The following is an 18,900-nucleotide window of genomic DNA, read 5'->3' as shown; positions in this document are numbered from 1 at the left end:
CATCCGACGCCTCGATTTGCGAGGCGTCTTCCCGAATCCCCCGCTGCGGATAGTCTCTCGGCCCCGTCAATGTTACCCTGAGCGCCTGTATCATGGTCTGGAGGGAACGATGGCTATCCATCTGCTCATTGTTGACGCACTCAACCTTATTCGACGTATTCACGCAGTTCAGGGGTCACCCTGCGTCACCACCTGCCAGCACGCGCTGGATCAGCTGATTCTCCACAGCCAGCCCACTCACGCGGTCGCCGTCTTTGACGATGAGGCCCGCAGCCAAAGCTGGCGGCACCAGATGCTGCCCGATTACAAAGCCGGAAGGCCGCCCATGCCGGATACCCTGCACGATGAAATGCCCGCCCTGCGCGCGGCTTTTGAGCAGCGCGGCGTGCAAAGCTGGCTGTCGCCGGGTAACGAAGCCGACGATCTGGCCGCCACGCTCGCCTGCAAAGTGGCGTCGGCGGGCCATCAGGCCACGATCGTCTCGACGGATAAAGGCTACTGCCAGCTTCTGGAACCGGGCATACGCATTCGCGACTATTTTCAAAAACGCTGGCTGGATGCCCCCTTTATTGCCAGCGAATTTGGCGTTTCGCCTCAGCAACTGCCTGACTACTGGGGACTTGCAGGCATTAGCAGCTCAAAAATACCGGGCGTTGCGGGCATTGGCCCGAAAAGCGCGGCCCAGCTGCTGACCGATTTTCAGGATCTGGAAGGCATTTATGCCCGTCTGGACGAAGTGCCGGAGAAGTGGCGCAAGAAGCTAGAGGAGCACAAAGAGATGGCGTTTGTGTGCCGCGATATCTCGCGCCTGCAAACGGATATTCAGATCGACGGTAATCTGCAGCAGTTGCGCTTAACGCGAGGACAATGAATTTCCCGGATGCGGCTGCGCCTTATCCGGGCTACACACCGCACCAGCCGTAGCCCCGGTAAGCGTCAGCGCCACCGGGGAAGTTCCCGGATGCGGCTACGCCTTATCCGGCTACCGACCGCACATGCCGTAGCCACGGTAAGCGCCACCGGGGGTTTCCCGGATGCGGCTGCGCCTTATCCGGGCTACAGACCGCACTAACCGTAGCCCCGGTAAGCGTCAGCGCCACCGGGGGAATATCCCGGATGCGGCTGCGCCTTATCCGGGCTACACACCGCGCCAGCCGTAGCCCCGGTAAGCGTCAGCGCCACCGGGGAAGTTCCCGCATGCAGTAGCGACCAAACCATGCCGTCTCGTACAAAATCATTCTTTTTGCCCTGTCCATTCTCCTGTCACTGGTATGAGCGTTATGCTTCTACACGTAATCCGTACGTTTTGAATTTCTCGAGCACAACGGCAATCTCTTCATCATCCAGCACCGGAACCGGATCAACAATCGCCAGCGTGCTGAGATACAGTCGGGCGAGCACTTCCACCTCGTGCGCCAGCCACAGGGCTTTCTGCAGGTTTTCTTCGCAGGCAATCAGGCCGTGATGCTGCAACAATGTGGCTTTGCGGTGTTGTAAGGCCACCGCCACGTGTTCTGAAAGCTCGCGGGTACCGAAGGTGGCGTAAGGCGCACAGGGTATGGAATTTCCCCCGGCAGCGGCAATCATGTAGTGAATGGCCGGAATGGGGCGATTGAGGATCGACACAGCGGTGCAGTGAACCGCGTGATTGTGCACCACCGCATGCGCATCGGGGCGCGTCTGATAAGCGGACAGGTGAAAACGCCATTCGCTGGAGGGCAATTGTCCGCTTTCATAATTCCCATTGTTATCGACGTACACAATCATTTCTTCCGTCAATTTTTCGTAGGGAATGCCGCTTGGCGTAATTAACATGCCGTTGTCAAAACGCGTGCTCACATTCCCGGCGGTGCCCTGGTTTAACCCCAGTCGAGTCATCTCCAGGCAGGTATCAATAATGTCTCGGGATAAACGCTTTCTTTCCATTTTTATTCTCCACTGCCCCATCGTCCTGCATCACAGGATTCACAGGGGAAAGACTGTTGCGACCACAGAGAAATCAAGCGTTCCCGGTGGCCGGATTCTGTTTTCATTGATTCGAAGAAGTGCCCTGCATAATGCGCTCCAGCGCCTGCTGCTGTTCCCAGAGGGCCAGATACGTCTGATATTTGCGATCCAGAAAATCGCGGCGGGCGGGGTTCGCCTTCACTACCTCTCCTGGAGCCACCATGGCAAGGCAGGCCGACGGGAAATCGGCAAACACCTTGCAGGCCACCGCCCCCGTGATTGCCGCCCCGAGGGTGACGGCATCTTCTTCGCGCATCAGATGGATATCGCACCCGGTCACATCGGCGTATTCACGTAGCCACAGAGGGTTATGCGTCGCCCCGCCGCACAGTGTCAGGCGGGAAATCGTATGGCCTTGCTCCCGCATGGCCTCCATGATGTGGCGCGTTCCACAGGCAATCGCCTGCAGCGTGGCAAGGTAAAGCCTGGCGAGATGAGGTTCACCAGGCTCAAGCGTCAACCCACAGACGCTGCCCCGCGCATCCGGGCGAGCACGCGGGGAGCGATTACCGTGGTGATCGGCAAGAATATGCAGATGGCGGGTCGGCTCCGCTTCATCCAGCTCAAGACGGGCGACCCATTCGTTGACCAGCGAAACCGGGTGGCATCCGCGTGCCTTTGCTTTGGTAAACAGATCGGCACTGCCGCCAGATTCGGTTAGCGTCCAGTCCACCAGCGCGCCCGCCGCGCTCTGGCCCCCTTCGGTCAGCCAGTATCCGGGCAGCATCGCCGACCAGTACGGCCCCCAGACGCCGGGCGTATGAATTTCCCCGCTGCTGCACAGCATATGGCAATTAGATGTGCCACTAATCAGCGCCAGCGTACCTTCTGGCGAAGCGCCCGCCAGGGCAATCCCCCCGGCGTGCGCGTCAATCATGCCGCTTGCCACCACCACACTGGTGGTAAGCCCGAGCGCCGCTGCGGCTGCATCCGAGAGCGTGCCAACCGCCGCGCCGGGCGGCAGGATCTGCGACGGTATTTTCTGTTGCAGGTCGTCTAAACCTGCGGCCGCAAGCAACGATGTGCTAAAGCGTTGCTCATGGGCCAGGTAATTCCACTTACAGGTCAGCGTGCAGAGCCCGGCCATGTCCTGGCCGGTGGCTTTCCACACTAAAAAGTCAGCCAGATCGAAGAGACGGTGCGCCTGTGACCAGGTTTCGGGCAGGTGACGCTTAATCCACAGTACCTTTGGCAATTCCATTTCAATACTGACTTCCCCGCCGACATAGCGCAGCGAGTCATCCTGCGTCGCATTGATAAAAGCCGTCTCCTCCCCTGCCCGATGGTCCATCCACATGATGATGTCGTGGCCAGGCTCGCCCTCTGGCGACACGGCAAGCCCTCTTCCCTGCGCATCGAGCACCACCAGCGAACAGGTAGCATCAAAGCCAAGCGAGTCGATCTCATTCGGCGATACCTCAGCCGCCCGTACCGCCTCTTTCACTGCCCAACAGACCTGCTGCCAAATCTCAGCCGATGATTGCTCTACCCGCTCGCCGCCGGGCCGGTACTGCGAAATGGGGTGTGCCGCAAACGCCAGCCGCTCGCCGACGTCGTTATACACGCCCGCCCGCACGCTCGCGGATCCCACATCTACGCCGAGGAAATAGCCACGTCCCATGATTCGTCCCTCTTAAGCCACATTGCAGGGCAATAGACTCGCCCTGGCGGCATTATTTCTTACCAAATGGATGGAGTAATTTTTCGATTTCCGGGGTATTGATGTTCTGCGCATTGACGAATTTCACCGGGATATCGATCTCTTTCGCTACCGGTTGCCCCGTAATAGCGGCATTGAGTGCTTTGATCCCCTGATAGCCAATCTGATAGGCGTCCTGCACCACGAAGCCCTGAATCACGCCGGAATTTAAAAAGTGGATAATGGCTTCGGTGCTGTCAAAGCCGATCACTTTCACTTTGCCTTTCATATTCTGGCTGTCGATGGCATTGGCAACCCCCAGCGTTGAGCCTTCGTTAGTGCCGTAAATACCTGCCAGATCCGGATTCGCCTGGATCATATCGATCGTCTTATCCATCGCTTTTTGTGGATCGCCATCGCTGTATTGCACCGGCAGCACCTGGATATCCGGGTATTTCTCTTTCATACGCGCGATAAAACCTTCGGAGCGTTCAATCGCCGAGGAGGTCCCGGCCACGTGGGCAATAACCCCCACTTTGCCTTTGTTATTCACCTGAGCGGCCAGCGCATCGGCGGCTTCGGCACCGGCTTTACGGTTATTGGTCGCCACAAAGCTGACCGGAATGCTGGAGTTGACCCCGGAATCAAAGGTCACCACTTTGATACCGCGAGAGTTGGCGGTTTCGACCAATGGGGCCAGCGCGTTCGCATCTAACGCGGCCAGCAGCAGCCCATCAGGTTTCTTCGCCATCGCGTTTTCCACCAGCTGAATCTGCTCAGCAATCTGGGTTTCATCCGCCGGGCCAACGTAGCTGGTTTTATCTCCTAACTCTTTGGCGGCCGCTTCGGTCCCCATCTTCACGGTCTGCCAGAATTCATGCTGAAACCCTTTACTGACGACCGGCAGGTTTAACTCTTTTCCCAACGCGCTGGTTGCCATGCAGGCCAGCAGGGATAAGGCATAGACGATATGTCGGGTCTTCATTGTTATGCTCCATTTTGAATTAACGCCCCAAACGGCGGGGGGACAGGGTCCCGAACGGTCGGGAGGGCAAGCTTCAACGTAATTTTTTGCGTAATGTGTCAAGGTATACCGCTGCAACTACCACAACCCCCATGGCAACCATCTGCCAGAACTGCGAGACACCCATCAGGTTCAAACCATTTTTCAGCACGCTCATAATGAAGGCGCCGATGATGGTTCCGCCGATGGTGCCAATACCGCCCATCAAACTGGTGCCGCCAATGACCACCGCGGCAATGGCTTCCAGTTCATAGCCAACGCCCACCGTAGGCTGGCCGGAGTTAAGGCGTGATGCGAGGATCACACCGGCAACCCCGGTCAACAGGCCACAGAAGGCGTAAACAAAGATTTTGACACGCTGAACTTTGATCCCGGAAAGGTGTGCGGCAACCTCATTGCTGCCCACGGCATAGACATAGCGGCCAATCACCGTTTTTTTCAGAATGTAGCCCGCAATCAGCGCAACAATAAGCAGATAGAACACCGGGTAAGGCAGGAGATCAAACAGTCGCCCCTGCGCTAACAGCTTGAATGACGGGTAATCGGCAAAGTAGATAGCCCGCCCGTCGGTCATCACCATGTTGATACCGCGCACCGACATCATCAACCCGAGGGTGGCAATAAACGGCGGGATCGTGGCTTTGGTCACCAGCAGTGCATTCACATAGCCGCACAACCCACCGGCAATGACGCCGCCCAGAATGCAGACCGGCAACGGCATGCCGAAGGTAGCGCATATCCCCACCGCCACCCCGGAAAAGGCCACCACCGAGCCCAGCGATAGATCGATACCGGCGGTAATAATGACGAACGTGACCCCAATCGCCATAATGCCGATCACCGATGTTTGCAGCGCGATGGTCATTAAGTTTTCGGTATTAAAGAAAAACGGCGAACTCAAACTAAAGAACAGCACCAGAATAATCAGACTCAATAACGGCGCCAGCCGCATTAACAGTTCTTTATTAACTTTAAATTTATTATTGCTTTCAGGAGAGGTGACAGAGACATTCATTATTTAATCCTCTAACGTTGCAAATTGCATTATTTTTTCCTGGGTGGCGTGCTCGGCGGAAAGCTCCCCCGTAATGCGACCATTGCGCATTACCAGGATACGGTCACACATGCCTAACACCTCCGGCAGTTCGGATGAAATCATAATGATGGATTTGCCACTGGCGACCAGTCGATTCATTAATTCATAAATTTCTAATTTTGCCCCCACATCAATACCACGAGTGGGCTCATCAAAAATAAGAATATCGGTGTCTTTGCAGACCCAGCGCGCAATAATGATTTTTTGCTGATTACCACCGCTTAAATTTATGGCCGCCTGTTCAAGATGCGGTGTTTTTATTCGCAACGCCTTCACCTGCTCCAGGCAGGTTTGCTGGCAACGCTTTGCATTGACATTGCCCAGTGCGTCGGCATATTCCGGGTAATTTCCCAGCATAATATTGCTTTCAACGGATAACCCCAGTGCCAGCCCCTCTTTTTTACGGTCTTCCGTTAAATAGCTGATGCCTTTATTGATGGCATCAGGGATACCTTTTATCGTGGTCGGCTGGCCGTTTAACAGAATGGTGCCTTCGTCGATAGGGTCAGCGCCGAAAAGTGCACGGGCAAGCTCGGTACGCCCCGCCCCCATTAAACCTGCAAACCCCAGGATCTCTCCCCGGTTTAGCGTGAGGTTGATATCCTTTAATACCCCTTTACGCGCCAGCCCTTTGACGTCAAGTACCGGTTGCAACGCCTGCTGTGGCTCGCGTTTCGGGTAGATGTTGCCTAAGTCGCGGCCCACCATCATCGCAATCAGGTCGCTGATTTTGACCGCATCATAGTCGACGGTAGCAATGTACTGCCCATCGCGCATGATGGTGGCACGGTCGGCAATCAGCGCCAGCTCTTCCAGGCGGTGCGAGATGTAGACAATGCCCGTGCCCTGCTCTTTCAGCAGCCGGGTCACGGTGAAGAGACTTTCGATTTCCGTTTCAGTTAATGCAGCGGTCGGTTCATCCATGATTAATATTTTGGCATTCACCGAGATCGCTTTGGCAATTTCCACCATTTGCTGTTGGGCGACGGTCAAATCAGCCACCAGCGTGTCAGGAGAAATGGTCAAATTGAGTTTTTTCAGAATATCGGCAGTCGCCTGCCGCTGGCGGGATTTATCTAACCGCCAGTGATTGCTTTTACAAAACTCACGACCAATATAAATATTTTCTGCCACCGTTAAATCAGGGAAAAGATTAAATTCCTGATGAATAATGGTCACACCTGCATTCTGAGCGCTTAACGGATTGATGAATGAAACATTCTGATCTTCAAAAACAATACTGCCTTCATCCGGTTGATAGACGCCTGATAATATTTTCATTAACGTCGATTTACCGGCACCATTTTCCCCTAACAGGGCGTGCACTTCACCGCGACGTAAATTGAAATTCACATTACTCAGCGCTAATACCCCTGGAAAACGCTTCGTGATATGACTCATTTGTAAAAACGTTTCGGACATTGCTGCTTTCCTCAATAATCAGAAATTGCAGTCAGTGAACAGGCCAAAAACACGTTGCAAACGAAGCCCCATCACCCTTGTTCCTGTGATTTAAACAACCTTCAATCTCGCTAACTCGAGTTAGCTTAGCACCACATAAAGCTATTTTAGCAACCAGAAATTGCCAAATTATTTGAATTCGAATTGTGACACCCAGCAAATTAATCATTTTATCTAATTGTTATTTAATGCATTTAATTAAAATCCAGAAATTTATAAATTTGATACAGATCGAATTTTAACCAGTAGTCGTGAGCGCACTCACAGTTCAATAACAAAAAAGTTGTATTGAAAACGCGCAAATATCTAAGCTGAGTCAAGTTAGCAAAAATACAAAAATCTCTGCGATTGTCGCAGTGGCCTCCCTATGCCACTGAAATGCAACGCGACTTATAGCTAGAAAAGGAACAATGAATGATGAAAATCAGCTTGCCGAAAATTGGCATTCGCCCGGTGATTGACGGACGTCGTATGGGCGTTCGCGAGTCGCTGGAAACACAAACCATGAACATGGCGAAAGCCACCGCCGCACTGCTGACGGAAAAACTGCGCCACGTGTGCGGATCGCCGGTGGAGTGCGTGATTGCAGATACCTGTATCGCCGGTATGGCGGAATCCGCCGCCTGCGAAGAGAAATTCAGCCATCAAAACGTCGGCCTGACCCTCACAGTCACTCCATGCTGGTGCTACGGCAGCGAAACGATCGATATGGATCCGCTGCGCCCGAAAGCCATTTGGGGCTTCAACGGCACAGAACGCCCGGGTGCCGTCTACCTCGCGGCTGCGCTGGCGGCCCATAATCAAAAAGGGCTCCCGGCGTTCGCCATCTACGGCCACGATGTGCAGGATGCTGGCGACACCTCCATTCCTGCCGACGTGGAAGAAAAACTGCTGCGTTTTGCCCGCGCCGGTCTGGCGGTTGCCAGCATGAAAGGCAAAAGCTACCTGTCGCTCGGCGGCGTGTCGATGGGGATTGCCGGATCGATTGTCGATCACAACTTCTTCGAATCCTGGCTGGGTATGAAGGTGCAATCGGTGGATATGACAGAGCTGCGCCGCCGCATCGATCACAAGATTTACGACGAAGCCGAACTGGAGCTGGCGCTGAGCTGGGCCGATCAGAAATTCATTTACGGCGAAGACAAAAACGCCCAGAAATACCAGCGTGACGCTGAACAGAGTCGCAATGTACTGCGCGAAAGCCTGCTGATGGGCATCTGTATTCGCGACATGATGCAAGGAAATAGCAAGCTGGCGGAGATAGGACGTGTTGAAGAGTCGTTGGGCTATAACGCCATTGCCGCAGGCTTCCAGGGGCAGCGTCACTGGACCGATCACTATCCCAACGGCGACACCGCCGAGGCCCTGCTGAACAGTTCGTTTGACTGGAATGGCATCCGTGCACCGTACGTGGTGGCGACAGAAAACGACAGCCTCAATGCCGTCGCCATGCTGTTTGGTCGCCAGCTCACCGGGACAGCGCAGGTCTTTGCCGATGTGCGCACCTTCTGGTCCGCCGAATCCGTACAGCGCGTCACCGGTCATACCCTGAGTGGACATGCTGAACATGGCATTATCCACCTGATCAACTCCGGTTCGGCTGCGCTGGATGGCACCTGCAAACAGCGCGATAGCGAAGGCCTGCCGACCATGAAACCGCACTGGGAAATCAGCCAGAAAGAGGCCGATGCCTGCCTGGCCGCAACCGAATGGTGCCCGGCAATCCACGAATATTTCCGCGGCGGCGGCTTCTCCTCACGCTTCCTGACCGAAGGCGGCGTTCCTTTCACCATGACCCGCGTGAACATCATCAAAGGGATTGGGCCGGTAGTGCAAATCGCCGAAGGCTGGAGCGTCGAGCTGCCAAAAGCGGTACACGACACGCTGGACAGACGTACCGATTCAAGCTGGCCAACAACCTGGTTTGCCCCGCGCCTGACCGGCAACGGCCCTTTCACCGACGTTTACTCGGTGATGGCGAACTGGGGTGCGAACCACGGCGTGCTGACCATCGGCCACGTTGGCGCTGATTTTATTACCCTGGCGTCCATGCTGCGCATTCCGGTGTGCATGCATAACGTGGAAGAAGAGAGCATCTATCGCCCCACCGCCTGGGCGGCGCACGGCATGGACACGGAAGGCCAGGATTATCGCGCCTGCCAGAATTACGGGCCGCTGTATAAACGTTAACCCCTCAACCCCTTCCCCAACCAAGAGGGAGCTGATGCGTTTTCAGGAGCGATTATGAAGCAAGAAGCTATTCTCGTTCTCGACTGTGGCGCCACCAACGTGCGGGCAATGGCCGTGGACCGCCGGGGCAATATTGTCGCCCGCGCGTCGACCCCCAACGCCAGTGCCATCGCTACAGAAAACTCCAGTTGGCATCAATGGTCGTTAGACGACATCCTTCAACGCTTTACCCACTGCTGCCAGGCGATATCCGCCGAACTCTCTTGCTGGCACCTTCGCGGCATCACCGTTACCACCTTTGGCGTGGACGGCGCGCTGGTCGATGAACAGGGCGAACTTCTCTACCCGATTATCAGTTGGAAGTGTCCGCGCACCCAGGCGGTAATGGACAACATCGCCCGCATCATGCCTGCCCGGCAATTACAGGCGCTCTCCGGCGTGGGCGCATTCAGCTTCAACACGCTGTATAAGCTGGTGTGGCTACGGGAAAACGCCCCGCAGCTTATCAACAACGCGCACGCATGGCTGTTTATCTCCTCACTACTGAACCACCGTCTGACGGGCCATTTTACCACCGACATGACGATGGCAGGCACCAGCCAGATGCTGGATGTACATCAACGGGATTTTAGCCCGGAGATTCTGTCTGCCGCAGGGTTGCCTCGTCGCCTTTTTCCACAGTCGGTTGAGGCGGGAGACGTTATTGGCCCGCTGCTTCCGGCAATGGCAAACCGGCTTGGACTCGCCCCCGGTATTCCGGTGATCTCCGCCGGACACGATACCCAATTTGCCCTATTTGGCGCCGGAGCCGGGCATGACGAACCGGTCCTCTCCTCCGGCACCTGGGAAATTTTAATGGTGCGCAGTCGCCAGGCGGATACCCGGTTGCTCAGTGAATATCCCGGCTCCACCTGTGAACTCGATAGCCAGCCCGGTCTGTACACGCCGGGCATGCAATGGCTGGCCTCCGGGGTTCTCGAATGGGTGCGCAAACTACTATGGAGCGCAGAGACCCCCTGGGCCGCGCTTATCGAGGAAGCGCAGCGCCTGCCCGCCGGAGCCGACGGGGTAACAATGCAGTGTGATTTGCTCGCCGGGCAGCGCAGCGGCTGGCAGGGGATCACCCTCAACACCACCCGTGGCCATTTATATCGTGCCGCGCTGGAAGGGCTGACGAATCAGCTGCAGCGCAATTTACAGACGCTGGAAAGCATTGGCGGATTTAAGGCCAATACGCTTCTGCTGGTCGGCGGCGGCAGCCGTAACATGCTGTGGAACCAGATAAAAGCCAACGCCCTGGGCATTCCCATCAAGGTGCTGGATGACGCGGAAACCACCGTCGCGGGGGCCGCCATGTACGGCTGGTATGGCGCGGGAGAATTTACCAGCCCGGAGCAGGCCAGAGAGCAGGTCAAGTTTCAGTACCGCTACGTTTATCCAGATAACGAACACGTAATGCACGAAGAAGGAGTGTGAAATGCTCAAAACTATTTCGCCACTGATCACCCCCAGCCTGCTTAAGATCCTGGCGGAAATGGGGCATGGCGATGAAATCATTTTCTCAGATGCCCATTTTCCGGCGCACAGCCTGGGTCCGCAGGTGATTAGGGCGGATGGATTGCAGGTTCATGCCCTGCTGGAAGCGGTGATCCCGCTGTTTGAACTCGATAGCTACGCGCCGCCGCTGGTGATGATGGCCGCTGTCGAAGGCGATACGCTGGACGCAGAGGTTGAAGCACGCTATCGCGCGGCGTTATCGCGACACGCCCCGTGCCCGGAGATTACGCGCATTGACCGCTACGCCTTTTATGAGCGCGCACAGCAGGCGTACGCCATTGTGATAACCGGCGAAACCGCGAAGTATGGCAATATTTTATTGAAGAAAGGGGTGACACCGGCATTTAGCCTGTGAAATCTGAGGAGCTAATTGACCTGCCAGGCAGGTCAGTTATGCAGCAAACACTTAGCGCTCGTCGCGACGACCGCCCACCGCAGCCCACCAGCGACGGACGTGAACCGTCACTTCTTCGCGGTCATGGTAAAGCTGGCGCGCCTGAATCTCAGCATTGATGCCATGCTCTTGCAGCTGTTCCTGAATATACGCCAGGTTCTGCTGCACCTCTTCGTAGCGCTTTTTCATCGGCAGCTTGAGGTTGAAAATGGTCTCGCGACACCAGCCGTTAACCAGCCACTGCGCCATCAGTGCGGCGACTTTGGCCGGTTTTTCCACCATGTCGCACACCATCCAGGTGATGTTGTTGCGATTCGGGCGATAGCGGAAACCGTCTTCCGGCAGCCAGGTGACCTGCCCGGTATCCATCAGGCTTTGCGCCATCGGGCCGTTATCCACGGAGACAACCCACATATTGCGTTTGACCAGTTGGTAGGTCCAGCCGCCGGGACAGGCCCCCAGATCCACCGCGTGCATACCGTTCGCCAGGCGCTCATCCCACTCATCGGCCGGGATAAACACATGGAACGCCTCTTCCAGTTTCAGCGTCGAACGGCTTGGCGCGTCAGACGGGAATCGCAGGCGCGGGATGCCCATAAAGAACGGTGAGTTATTGGTGGTGTACGAATAACCGGTATAGCAGCAGCCCGGTGCAATAAAGAATACATGTACCACCAGGCGCTTCGGCGTCTCGTAGTTCACCAGAATGCCCGCTTCACGCAGCGCCGCACGTAGCGGTACGGTGAATTTGCGGCAGAACTTCATCAGCTCTTTGCTTTCGTTGGTGTCCGCCACTTCCACGCGCAGATCGCCGCCTTTTTCCACTACCCCCGTCAGCATGCCGACGATCGGTGTAATGCGATCTTCCGGCGGCAGATTCTGTAACAGCTCACCCACCACAAACATCTGACGGGCGAAGATCAGCGAACTGAACGGCAGCTCGCGTGCCAGTTTGTCTGCATCTTCTGGCTGATAGCACTCAAAAATGACATAGCCCGCGTTCTCTTTCACGCGGGCAAAGCCGAACACCTCACGGCGACCGGCTTTGTCGGTAATCTCTGCAGCACACTCTTTCTCAAAACCAGGGCGGCACAGTAAAACAATCTTATTCATGAACAACGCCCTTACGTTTCAGACGGATTGCACCAATAAACATTAACACCCACCCTGCCAGGAAGCAGACGCCGCCGACAGGGGTAACAAACGCCCACAGGCGCAGATGCAAAAGCGCCAGGCAATACAGACTGCCGCTAAATAACACCGTGCCCAGGGCCATAAAGACACTACTCCAGTAAAAACAGATGCTGATACGACGTTGCATCGCCACCGCCAGCCCCAGAACTGCCAGCGTATGGAATGCCTGATAGTCGAGGCCGGTTTGAATCCAGCCCATCTCAACAACGCCCATCGATTTACTCAAAACATGCGCGCCAAAAGCTCCCAGCGCGACATAAACAAAACCGCTGATGGCGGCGAAAATCAACATGAAACGGCTGGTCATGTGCGTACCCTAAAGTCATGCGCTTACCGCGCGTACAATTATTGTTCGTAGCGGAAACGGAATTTTTCCTGTTCCGTTGCCGCTTTTGCCAGGATCCACTGTCGAAAGGCGGCTATTTTACCCAGTTCTGCCTGGCTGTCATGACAAACCAGATAAAACGCATTCTTACTGACCAGAACATCATTAAACGGGCAGACCAAACGGCCTGCTTCAATTTCGGACTGTGCCATCACATTGTTGGCCAGTGCGATTCCTTGTCCATGGATTGCCGCCTGTAGCACCATCGCGCTATGGCTAAAGATAGGTCCCTGCTGAACGTTAAGGTTAAGACCTAATTGCCGCGTATAAGTTTGCCAGTCGCGACGAGAGGCATCGTGCAACAGGGTGTGTTGCGCCAAATCCGCAGGCGTTTTCAAGGGCTTATCGCCCGTTAATAATAACGGTGAGCAGACCGGAAGCAGGTATTCGGCGTACAATTTTTCAACGCGCAGCCCCGGCCAGTTGCCGCGACCATAGAAAATGGCCACGTCGACGTCATCCGCTAGTTTATCTTCCTGACGGTCCACGGCCTGGATTCGCACGTCGATTCCCGGATAAGCTGAGTTAAAGCTGGAGAGACGCGGCACCATCCATTGAATGGCAAAACTGGGCAATAAACTGACCGTCAGCGCCCCTTTGGCACTGCGCGCCTGGAGTTTACGCGTGGCTTCGGTCAGTTGGGAAAATATCTCTTTAATATCCTGAAAATAGCTCTGCCCTTCCTCGGTTAATAGCAGAGAACGATTACGACGACGAAACAGTTTCAGCCCCAGAAAATCCTCGAGAGACTTGATTTGGTGGCTTACTGCAGCCTGCGTCACAAATAGCTCATCTGCCGCGCGCGTGAAACTTAAATGACGAGCTGCGGCATCAAAAACACGTAATGCATTGAGTGGTGGTAATCGCTTGGACATGGTTATCAGGCTTAGATGTTAAGGCGTTTTAACAAACAGGAAACAACGTTTAACCTATTAGTTTTTTTAATCTGAGCCATTATAATTTGTCCGTTGAGGTTCTACCAGCAAATACCTATAGTGGCGGCACTTCCTGAGCCGGAACGAGAAGCTTTTTTTGGAATGCGTGTTCTGAAGGGCTTTTGGCTTAAGTTGTGATGTTGTGTTGTTGTGTTTGCAATTGGTCTGAAATTCAGGCCACGGTAGCGAGGCTACCCTTTTTCACTTCCTGTACATTTACCCTGTCTGTCCATAGTGATTAATGTAGCACCGCAAGATTGCGGTGCTTTTTTTTGCCTGAAAGACGGTGTTATTTCTTCTCCAGTGCAACCATCTCTTTCACATCACTACGGTTGATTTGCTGTTCCGTACCGTTGGCATCTTTATACGAGATCATACCGGTTTGATCATCGGTTTTCGGTTTCCCGTCGGAGACTATCGTACGCCCGTCGTTGGTGTGCAGGGCATAGTTTGGACCCGAACAAGCGCTCAGTGCAAAAGAAAGCAGACAGGCAGAAATAATTGCAGCAGTCTTTTTCATCTTCTTCTCCTCATAGCAATTAATGCTAAATAAACCTAATTAAGTAACAGGCTTAAACATCTACCCAACACTATCTAGCATAACCTGCTTACAGAAGACTGCCTGGACAAACAGACAATTCCGATGGTTATCAACTTCCTTGCTCCGGGGAGAAATTTGCGCGACGATCAACCGATTGATACGAGGAATACCATGAACGCTTTCAACCCGGCGCAGTTCCGCGCCCAGTTTCCCGCGCTCGCCGATGCCGGTATTTATCTGGACAGCGCCGCCACTGCGTTAAAGCCACAGGCAGTCATCGATGCAACGCAGCAGTTTTACAGCCTGAGCGCCGGTAATGTGCACCGCAGCCAGTTTGCCGAAGCGCAGAAGCTGACGGCACGCTACGAAGCCGCCCGCGATCAGGTGGCGACGCTGCTCAATGCCCCCTCTGGCAAGAACATTGTCTGGACGCGCGGTACCACCGAAGCCATCAATATGGTGGCGCAGAGCTATGCCCGCCCGCGTCTGAACGCCGGCGATGAAATCATCGTCAGCGAGGCCGAGCACCATGCCAATCTGGTGCCGTGGCTGATGGTCGCAGAGCAGACGGGCGCCCGCGTGGTCAAACTGCCGCTGGGAGCCGATAACCTGCCGGATATCGCCCGTTTACCGCAGTTCATCACTGCGCGCAGCAAAATCCTCGCCCTGGGGCAGATGTCGAATGTCACCGGCGGATGCCCGGACCTGGAGCAGGCTATCGCCATCGCCCACGATGCGGGCATGGTCGTAATGGTGGACGGGGCGCAGGGCGTTGTGCATTTCCCGGCTAACGTTCAGCGTCTGGATGTCGACTTCTATGCGTTCTCTGGCCATAAGCTGTATGGCCCGACTGGCATCGGCGTGCTGTACGGTAAAGCCGAGTTGCTGGACGCGATGTCGCCGTGGTTAGGCGGCGGCAAAATGATCACCAAAGTGACGTTTGATGGTTTTCAGACGCAGCCCGTGCCGTACAAGCTCGAGGCCGGTACGCCAAACGTGGCCGGGGTGATTGGTCTCGCCGCCGCGCTGGAATGGCTTAACGATTTTGATATCGCTCAGGCAGAAAGCTACAGCCGTGGGCTGGCAACGCTTGCCGAAGACGCGCTCTCAAAACGCGCGGGTTTCCGCTCTTTCCGCTGTCAGGATTCCAGCCTGCTGGCCTTCGACTTTGCGGGCGTACATCACAGCGATATGGTCACACTGCTGGCCGGTTATGGCATCGCACTGCGCGCCGGACAGCATTGCGCTCAGCCGCTACTGGCCGCACTGGGAGTAAAAGGGACGCTTCGCGCCTCTTTTGCCCCCTATAATACGCAACATGATGTGGACGCGCTGGTTGACGCCGTTGACCGCGCCTTAGATTTACTGGTGGATTGATGATTAACGCCGTATTTGCCGGGCATCCCTTTGGCCATACCGTTACCGAAGAGACGCTGTGCCAGACATTTCTGCCCCTTAAACAGTGGGAAGATAAATATCGTCAGCTGATTTTACTGGGTAAACAGCTGCCTTCGCTTTCTGACGACCTTAAAGCGCAAGCGCGCGAAATCGCTGGCTGCGAAAATCGCGTCTGGCTGGGATGTACGGCAACAGAAAACGGCACGCTGCACTTTTTTGGCGACAGCGAAGGTCGGATCGTGCGCGGTATGCTGGCCGTATTGCTGACCGCCATTGAAGGCCAGCCGCCACAGGTGTTGTTGGCAGGCGATCCGCTGGCGCTGTTTGACGAACTGGGATTGCGCGCACAGCTAAGCGCCTCACGCAATCAGGGACTGGCGGCGCTGGCCGCCGCCGTGCAGGATGCAGCACGTCAGGCGCTGGCCTGACGCTCCGCTTTAGCCATCATTTTTTTCAGTGCATGCGAAACCGCCACAAACCCAAAGGTGGCGGTCACCATGGTCGCCGCACCAAAACCAGACGCACAATCCATCCGTTTCGGCCCTTCTGCCGTGCTCTTCATCGCGCAAACCGAGCCATCGGCCTGCGGGTAAACCAGCGCTTCGGTGGAAAAAACACAGTCCACGCCCAGTTTGCCTTTGCTGTTTTTGACCACGCCAAAATCGCTTTTGAGACGCTCGCGCAGTTTTGCCGCCAGCGGATCCTGAATGGTTTTTGCCAGATCGGTGACCTGGACCTGGGTCGGATCGATCTGCCCGCCCGCGCCGCCGGTGGTCACCAGCGGGATTTTGTTACGACGGCAATACGCAATCAGCGCCGCTTTCGGGCGAATGCTGTCAATAGCGTCAACCACGTAGCTGTAGCTCGCGTCCATATACTCGGCGACGTTATCCGGCGTGACGAAATCGTCCACTACGGTGACGCGGCACTCGGGGTTAATCTGTCGGATACGCTCGGCCATCACTTCCGCTTTCGCCAGCCCGACGCTACCGCCGAGCGCGTGAATTTGACGGTTGGTGTTGGTGACGCAGACGTCGTCCATGTCGATCAGGGTAATGGCGCCAATTCCCGTGCGCGCCAGCGCTTCGGCAGCCCATGAACCGACACCACCAATACCGACGACGCAGATATGCGCATCGGCAAAGACGTGCAGCGCTTTTTCACCGTATAAACGCGCCGTGCCGCCAAAACGCTGACGCCAGGCATCGCTGATTACCACAGACATAAGACCTCAGATGTAAAAGGGTGAGGTTTATCCCTCACCCCTGCTGTTGCTGACAACCCCTCAAGCACTGAAATGAGGTAGCCCGATAAGGCGTTCGCGCCGCATCCTGGGATCCCGGCTGCGCTACGCTTACCCGGGCTACACCGTCCATAAATCCAGTGTGGCTTTGTCAAAAATCTGAAGGATGAGATAGCCTCACCCTTATCCTTAAAAACGAGCGTTAGCGTATCACACTCAGCCGCTAAAGACGTTACCCGCGCCCGGCGCGGTTTTCAGCACCCATACGCGGCCATAATGGTTGTACCACCCGGCGCGGTGCCCGGCATCCGGGCCAATGCCCTGATAAATATCGAAGTGCTGGCCCTTAATCGCACCGCCGACGTCCAGCGCCACCATCAGGCGTAACTCATACTGACCGGTAAATTTGCCATTTACATCCAGCAGCGGCACTTCCGCCAGCAGCGTGGTCCCCGCCGGAATAATGCTGCGATCGGAGGCCACGGAGGCGCGACCAATCAGCGGTACCGCACTGGCACCTTTTACCGGTGCGTAAGATTGCGGTTTAAAGAAAACGAATGACGGATTTTCTTCCAGCAGCGCACGCACGTCCGCTTCACTGTGGGTTTCGCCCCAGTGGCGGATAGCCTGCATCGACATGTCTTCTTTTTTATACTCGCCGCGGTCGATCAGCACCTTACCGATACTGCGATAGGCATGCCCGTTTTTGCCGGCATAGCTAAAGAAGTTGAGCGGGCTGCCATCGCCAAAGTCGATATAGCCGCTACCCTGCACATCCATAATAAAGTTATCCATCAGCGAATTGCTGTAGGCCAGCACGTAGCTGTCGCTCAGCGCGCCCGCGTAAATCTCGGCACGGGAAGGCAGACGCCCGCGTTTAGACGGCATACGGTAAATCGGGTACTGGAATTCGCCCTGGCGGGTGTGACGCGCCTGCACAACCGGGGTGTAGTAACCGGTGAACTGGACGTTGCCGTAGTTATCGGCCCCTTCCATCTGCCAGGCGTCGATACCGTACTGGCGCATCGTACGGGTATCGCCCCCGGCGCGCAGCCAATCCTGTATGGCGTTATAAACGTTGCTCTGCCCTGAATAGAGGCGCGGAGAAGCGCTGCGGATTTGATTCACCTGCTCGGCGAAATCGCCCGCGTTAATCGGCGCGCCAGTCGCATCAGGCTGGTTTACCAGAGAGAAGGGCTGGGAGAATTTCCCGTCCTTATATTGTTGACCGCGATCGGTCGGCTTTGAAGTACAGGCAGCGAGGAGTGCAACCATTGCGCCTGCGAGTAGATAATTTGCCCAACGTCCTTTCATTTCTCTCATCTTCTGGTTAATCCGGAGCGTGATGAAGATAACAAACCGCCCCTGCTAATGAAATGCGATTGCGCAACCTGACGCAAATTCGGTACAAAAAACAATCTTATCGTACTGTTTTTATACAATTGTCACGCTAATACGTCATTCCGTTAAAAAAGGGTTGCATCAGAATGTTAGCGGAGTATAGTGCGCATCCACGGACGCGGGGTGGAGCAGCCTGGTAGCTCGTCGGGCTCATAACCCGAAGGTCGTCAGTTCAAATCTGGCCCCCGCAACCAATTAAAATCAGAAGTAAATTTACTCGATGGAAGAGTAAACGCAGACGCGGGGTGGAGCAGCCTGGTAGCTCGTCGGGCTCATAACCCGAAGGTCGTCGGTTCAAATCCGGCCCCCGCAACCAATTACAATCTGATGCACATTTACTCGATGAAGAGTAAAGACGGACGCGGGGTGGAGCAGCCTGGTAGCTCGTCGGGCTCATAACCCGAAGGTCGTCGGTTCAAATCCGGCCCCCGCAAC

At 55.4% G+C, this 18,900-nt stretch carries 18 protein-coding genes and 3 tRNA genes; 9 read left to right on the top strand and 12 right to left on the bottom strand.

What is annotated here, in order from left to right; genetic code table 11:
- Positions 1-109 precede the first annotated feature (109 nt).
- Positions 110-871 carry a flap endonuclease Xni gene (xni, locus tag ACSZPU_RS01890; protein WP_498994904.1) on the top strand — a complete coding sequence of 254 codons (762 nt, stop codon included), beginning with the start codon at positions 110-112 and terminating at the stop codon, positions 869-871.
- Between the two features lie 197 nt (positions 872-1,068).
- Here the strand turns inward: xni and ACSZPU_RS01885 are convergent, their stop codons facing one another.
- The 6 genes from ACSZPU_RS01885 to ACSZPU_RS01860 all read right to left on the bottom strand — a co-directional run bounded on the left by ACSZPU_RS01885 (position 1,069) and on the right by ACSZPU_RS01860 (position 7,188).
- A complete protein-coding gene (locus ACSZPU_RS01885) occupies positions 1,069-1,218 on the bottom strand; it encodes a hypothetical protein (RefSeq protein WP_498994903.1) in 150 nt (49 codons plus the stop codon).
- A 60-nt stretch (positions 1,219-1,278) separates the two neighbouring features.
- Complete coding sequence (fucA, locus tag ACSZPU_RS01880; RefSeq protein WP_498994902.1) at positions 1,279-1,926, bottom strand: L-fuculose-phosphate aldolase; 648 nt, start codon at positions 1,924-1,926, stop codon at positions 1,279-1,281.
- 103 nt (positions 1,927-2,029) lie between these two features.
- Complete coding sequence (locus ACSZPU_RS01875; RefSeq protein ID WP_498994901.1) at positions 2,030-3,628, bottom strand: FGGY-family carbohydrate kinase; 1,599 nt, start codon at positions 3,626-3,628, stop codon at positions 2,030-2,032.
- Between the two features lie 52 nt (positions 3,629-3,680).
- Positions 3,681-4,631, bottom strand: coding sequence for an ABC transporter substrate-binding protein (locus ACSZPU_RS01870; protein WP_498994900.1), 951 nt, complete (start codon positions 4,629-4,631; stop codon positions 3,681-3,683).
- Between the two features lie 73 nt (positions 4,632-4,704).
- Positions 4,705-5,685, bottom strand: a complete 981-nt coding sequence (locus tag ACSZPU_RS01865) for an ABC transporter permease (RefSeq protein ID WP_498994899.1) — start codon at positions 5,683-5,685, stop codon at positions 4,705-4,707.
- A 3-nt stretch (positions 5,686-5,688) separates the two neighbouring features.
- Positions 5,689-7,188 carry a sugar ABC transporter ATP-binding protein gene (locus tag ACSZPU_RS01860; protein WP_498994896.1) on the bottom strand — a complete coding sequence of 500 codons (1,500 nt, stop codon included), beginning with the start codon at positions 7,186-7,188 and terminating at the stop codon, positions 5,689-5,691.
- Positions 7,189-7,641: 453 nt separating this feature from the next.
- On the opposite strand from ACSZPU_RS01860, the gene fucI reads away from it, so the two are divergent.
- Genes fucI through fucU form a run of 3 tightly spaced genes read left to right on the top strand, consistent with a single transcriptional unit; the run spans position 7,642 to position 11,329 of the window.
- Positions 7,642-9,417 carry an L-fucose isomerase gene (gene fucI, locus ACSZPU_RS01855; RefSeq protein ID WP_498994895.1) on the top strand — a complete coding sequence of 592 codons (1,776 nt, stop codon included), beginning with the start codon at positions 7,642-7,644 and terminating at the stop codon, positions 9,415-9,417.
- Positions 9,418-9,471: 54 nt separating this feature from the next.
- Positions 9,472-10,893, top strand: coding sequence for an L-fuculokinase (gene fucK, locus ACSZPU_RS01850; RefSeq protein ID WP_498994893.1), 1,422 nt, complete (start codon positions 9,472-9,474; stop codon positions 10,891-10,893).
- A 1-nt stretch (position 10,894) separates the two neighbouring features.
- A complete protein-coding gene (gene fucU, locus ACSZPU_RS01845) occupies positions 10,895-11,329 on the top strand; it encodes an L-fucose mutarotase (protein ID WP_498994892.1) in 435 nt (144 codons plus the stop codon).
- Positions 11,330-11,380: 51 nt separating this feature from the next.
- Here the strand turns inward: fucU and rlmM are convergent, their stop codons facing one another.
- From rlmM to ACSZPU_RS01825, 4 genes are all read right to left on the bottom strand, one after another.
- Positions 11,381-12,481 (bottom strand): 23S rRNA (cytidine(2498)-2'-O)-methyltransferase RlmM, encoded by a 1,101-nt coding sequence (gene rlmM / locus ACSZPU_RS01840; protein WP_498994888.1) that lies wholly within the window; start codon positions 12,479-12,481, stop codon positions 11,381-11,383.
- A complete protein-coding gene (locus ACSZPU_RS01835; protein ID WP_498994886.1) occupies positions 12,474-12,869 on the bottom strand; it encodes a DUF423 domain-containing protein in 396 nt (131 codons plus the stop codon). The genes rlmM and ACSZPU_RS01835 overlap by 8 nt, the downstream gene beginning before the upstream one ends.
- A gap of 38 nt (positions 12,870-12,907) precedes the next feature.
- On the bottom strand, positions 12,908-13,822 hold the full coding sequence (gene gcvA, locus ACSZPU_RS01830) for a glycine cleavage system transcriptional regulator GcvA (RefSeq protein WP_498994883.1): 915 nt from the start codon (positions 13,820-13,822) through the stop codon (positions 12,908-12,910).
- A gap of 349 nt (positions 13,823-14,171) precedes the next feature.
- Entirely contained in the window at positions 14,172-14,402 is a 231-nt protein-coding gene (locus ACSZPU_RS01825) for a YgdI/YgdR family lipoprotein (RefSeq protein WP_498994880.1), read from the bottom strand.
- A 192-nt stretch (positions 14,403-14,594) separates the two neighbouring features.
- On the opposite strand from ACSZPU_RS01825, the gene csdA reads away from it, so the two are divergent.
- Positions 14,595-15,800 (top strand): cysteine desulfurase CsdA, encoded by a 1,206-nt coding sequence (csdA, locus tag ACSZPU_RS01820; protein WP_498994878.1) that lies wholly within the window; start codon positions 14,595-14,597, stop codon positions 15,798-15,800.
- Positions 15,800-16,249, top strand: coding sequence for a cysteine desulfurase sulfur acceptor subunit CsdE (gene csdE, locus ACSZPU_RS01815; protein WP_498994876.1), 450 nt, complete (start codon positions 15,800-15,802; stop codon positions 16,247-16,249). The genes csdA and csdE overlap by 1 nt, the downstream gene beginning before the upstream one ends.
- Here the strand turns inward: csdE and tcdA are convergent.
- A complete protein-coding gene (gene tcdA, locus ACSZPU_RS01810) occupies positions 16,234-17,046 on the bottom strand; it encodes a tRNA cyclic N6-threonylcarbamoyladenosine(37) synthase TcdA (protein WP_498994873.1) in 813 nt (270 codons plus the stop codon). The two genes, csdE and tcdA, sit on opposite strands and share 16 nt — an antisense overlap.
- A 234-nt stretch (positions 17,047-17,280) precedes the next feature.
- On the bottom strand, positions 17,281-18,378 hold the full coding sequence (mltA, locus tag ACSZPU_RS01805; protein ID WP_498994871.1) for a murein transglycosylase A: 1,098 nt from the start codon (positions 18,376-18,378) through the stop codon (positions 17,281-17,283).
- 204 nt (positions 18,379-18,582) lie between these two features.
- Here mltA and ACSZPU_RS01800 point away from each other — a divergent pair.
- From ACSZPU_RS01800 to ACSZPU_RS01790, 3 genes are all read left to right on the top strand, one after another.
- Positions 18,583-18,659: transfer RNA gene (locus ACSZPU_RS01800), tRNA-Met, on the top strand.
- Between the two features lie 45 nt (positions 18,660-18,704).
- Positions 18,705-18,781, top strand: a tRNA-Met gene (locus tag ACSZPU_RS01795).
- A gap of 44 nt (positions 18,782-18,825) precedes the next feature.
- Positions 18,826-18,899, top strand: a tRNA-Met gene (locus ACSZPU_RS01790).
- Position 18,900: the final 1 nt, after the last annotated feature.

This window comes from Phytobacter sp. V69 (assembly GCF_965644215.1).
Lineage (GTDB): Bacteria > Pseudomonadota > Gammaproteobacteria > Enterobacterales > Enterobacteriaceae > Phytobacter.
Note: the sequence above shows the minus strand (reverse complement) of the source record. Positions and strands in the feature narration are given on the sequence as shown.

Bases quoted from the DNA above. Each gene is read 5' to 3' on its own strand.
- xni (WP_498994904.1), top strand. From the start codon at position 110: ATGGCTATCCATCTGCTCATTGTTGACGCACTCAACCTTATTCGACGT.
- ACSZPU_RS01885 (WP_498994903.1), bottom strand. From the start codon at position 1,218: ATGGTTTGGTCGCTACTGCATGCGGGAACTTCCCCGGTGGCGCTGACG.
- fucA (WP_498994902.1), bottom strand. From the start codon at position 1,926: ATGGAAAGAAAGCGTTTATCCCGAGACATTATTGATACCTGCCTGGAG.
- ACSZPU_RS01875 (WP_498994901.1), bottom strand. From the start codon at position 3,628: ATGGGACGTGGCTATTTCCTCGGCGTAGATGTGGGATCCGCGAGCGTG.
- ACSZPU_RS01870 (WP_498994900.1), bottom strand. From the start codon at position 4,631: ATGAAGACCCGACATATCGTCTATGCCTTATCCCTGCTGGCCTGCATG.
- ACSZPU_RS01865 (WP_498994899.1), bottom strand. From the start codon at position 5,685: ATGAATGTCTCTGTCACCTCTCCTGAAAGCAATAATAAATTTAAAGTT.
- ACSZPU_RS01860 (WP_498994896.1), bottom strand. From the start codon at position 7,188: ATGTCCGAAACGTTTTTACAAATGAGTCATATCACGAAGCGTTTTCCA.
- fucI (WP_498994895.1), top strand. From the start codon at position 7,642: ATGATGAAAATCAGCTTGCCGAAAATTGGCATTCGCCCGGTGATTGAC.
- fucK (WP_498994893.1), top strand. From the start codon at position 9,472: ATGAAGCAAGAAGCTATTCTCGTTCTCGACTGTGGCGCCACCAACGTG.
- fucU (WP_498994892.1), top strand. From the start codon at position 10,895: ATGCTCAAAACTATTTCGCCACTGATCACCCCCAGCCTGCTTAAGATC.
- rlmM (WP_498994888.1), bottom strand. From the start codon at position 12,481: ATGAATAAGATTGTTTTACTGTGCCGCCCTGGTTTTGAGAAAGAGTGT.
- ACSZPU_RS01835 (WP_498994886.1), bottom strand. From the start codon at position 12,869: ATGACCAGCCGTTTCATGTTGATTTTCGCCGCCATCAGCGGTTTTGTT.
- gcvA (WP_498994883.1), bottom strand. From the start codon at position 13,822: ATGTCCAAGCGATTACCACCACTCAATGCATTACGTGTTTTTGATGCC.
- ACSZPU_RS01825 (WP_498994880.1), bottom strand. From the start codon at position 14,402: ATGAAAAAGACTGCTGCAATTATTTCTGCCTGTCTGCTTTCTTTTGCA.
- csdA (WP_498994878.1), top strand. From the start codon at position 14,595: ATGAACGCTTTCAACCCGGCGCAGTTCCGCGCCCAGTTTCCCGCGCTC.
- csdE (WP_498994876.1), top strand. From the start codon at position 15,800: ATGATTAACGCCGTATTTGCCGGGCATCCCTTTGGCCATACCGTTACC.
- tcdA (WP_498994873.1), bottom strand. From the start codon at position 17,046: ATGTCTGTGGTAATCAGCGATGCCTGGCGTCAGCGTTTTGGCGGCACG.
- mltA (WP_498994871.1), bottom strand. From the start codon at position 18,378: ATGAAAGGACGTTGGGCAAATTATCTACTCGCAGGCGCAATGGTTGCA.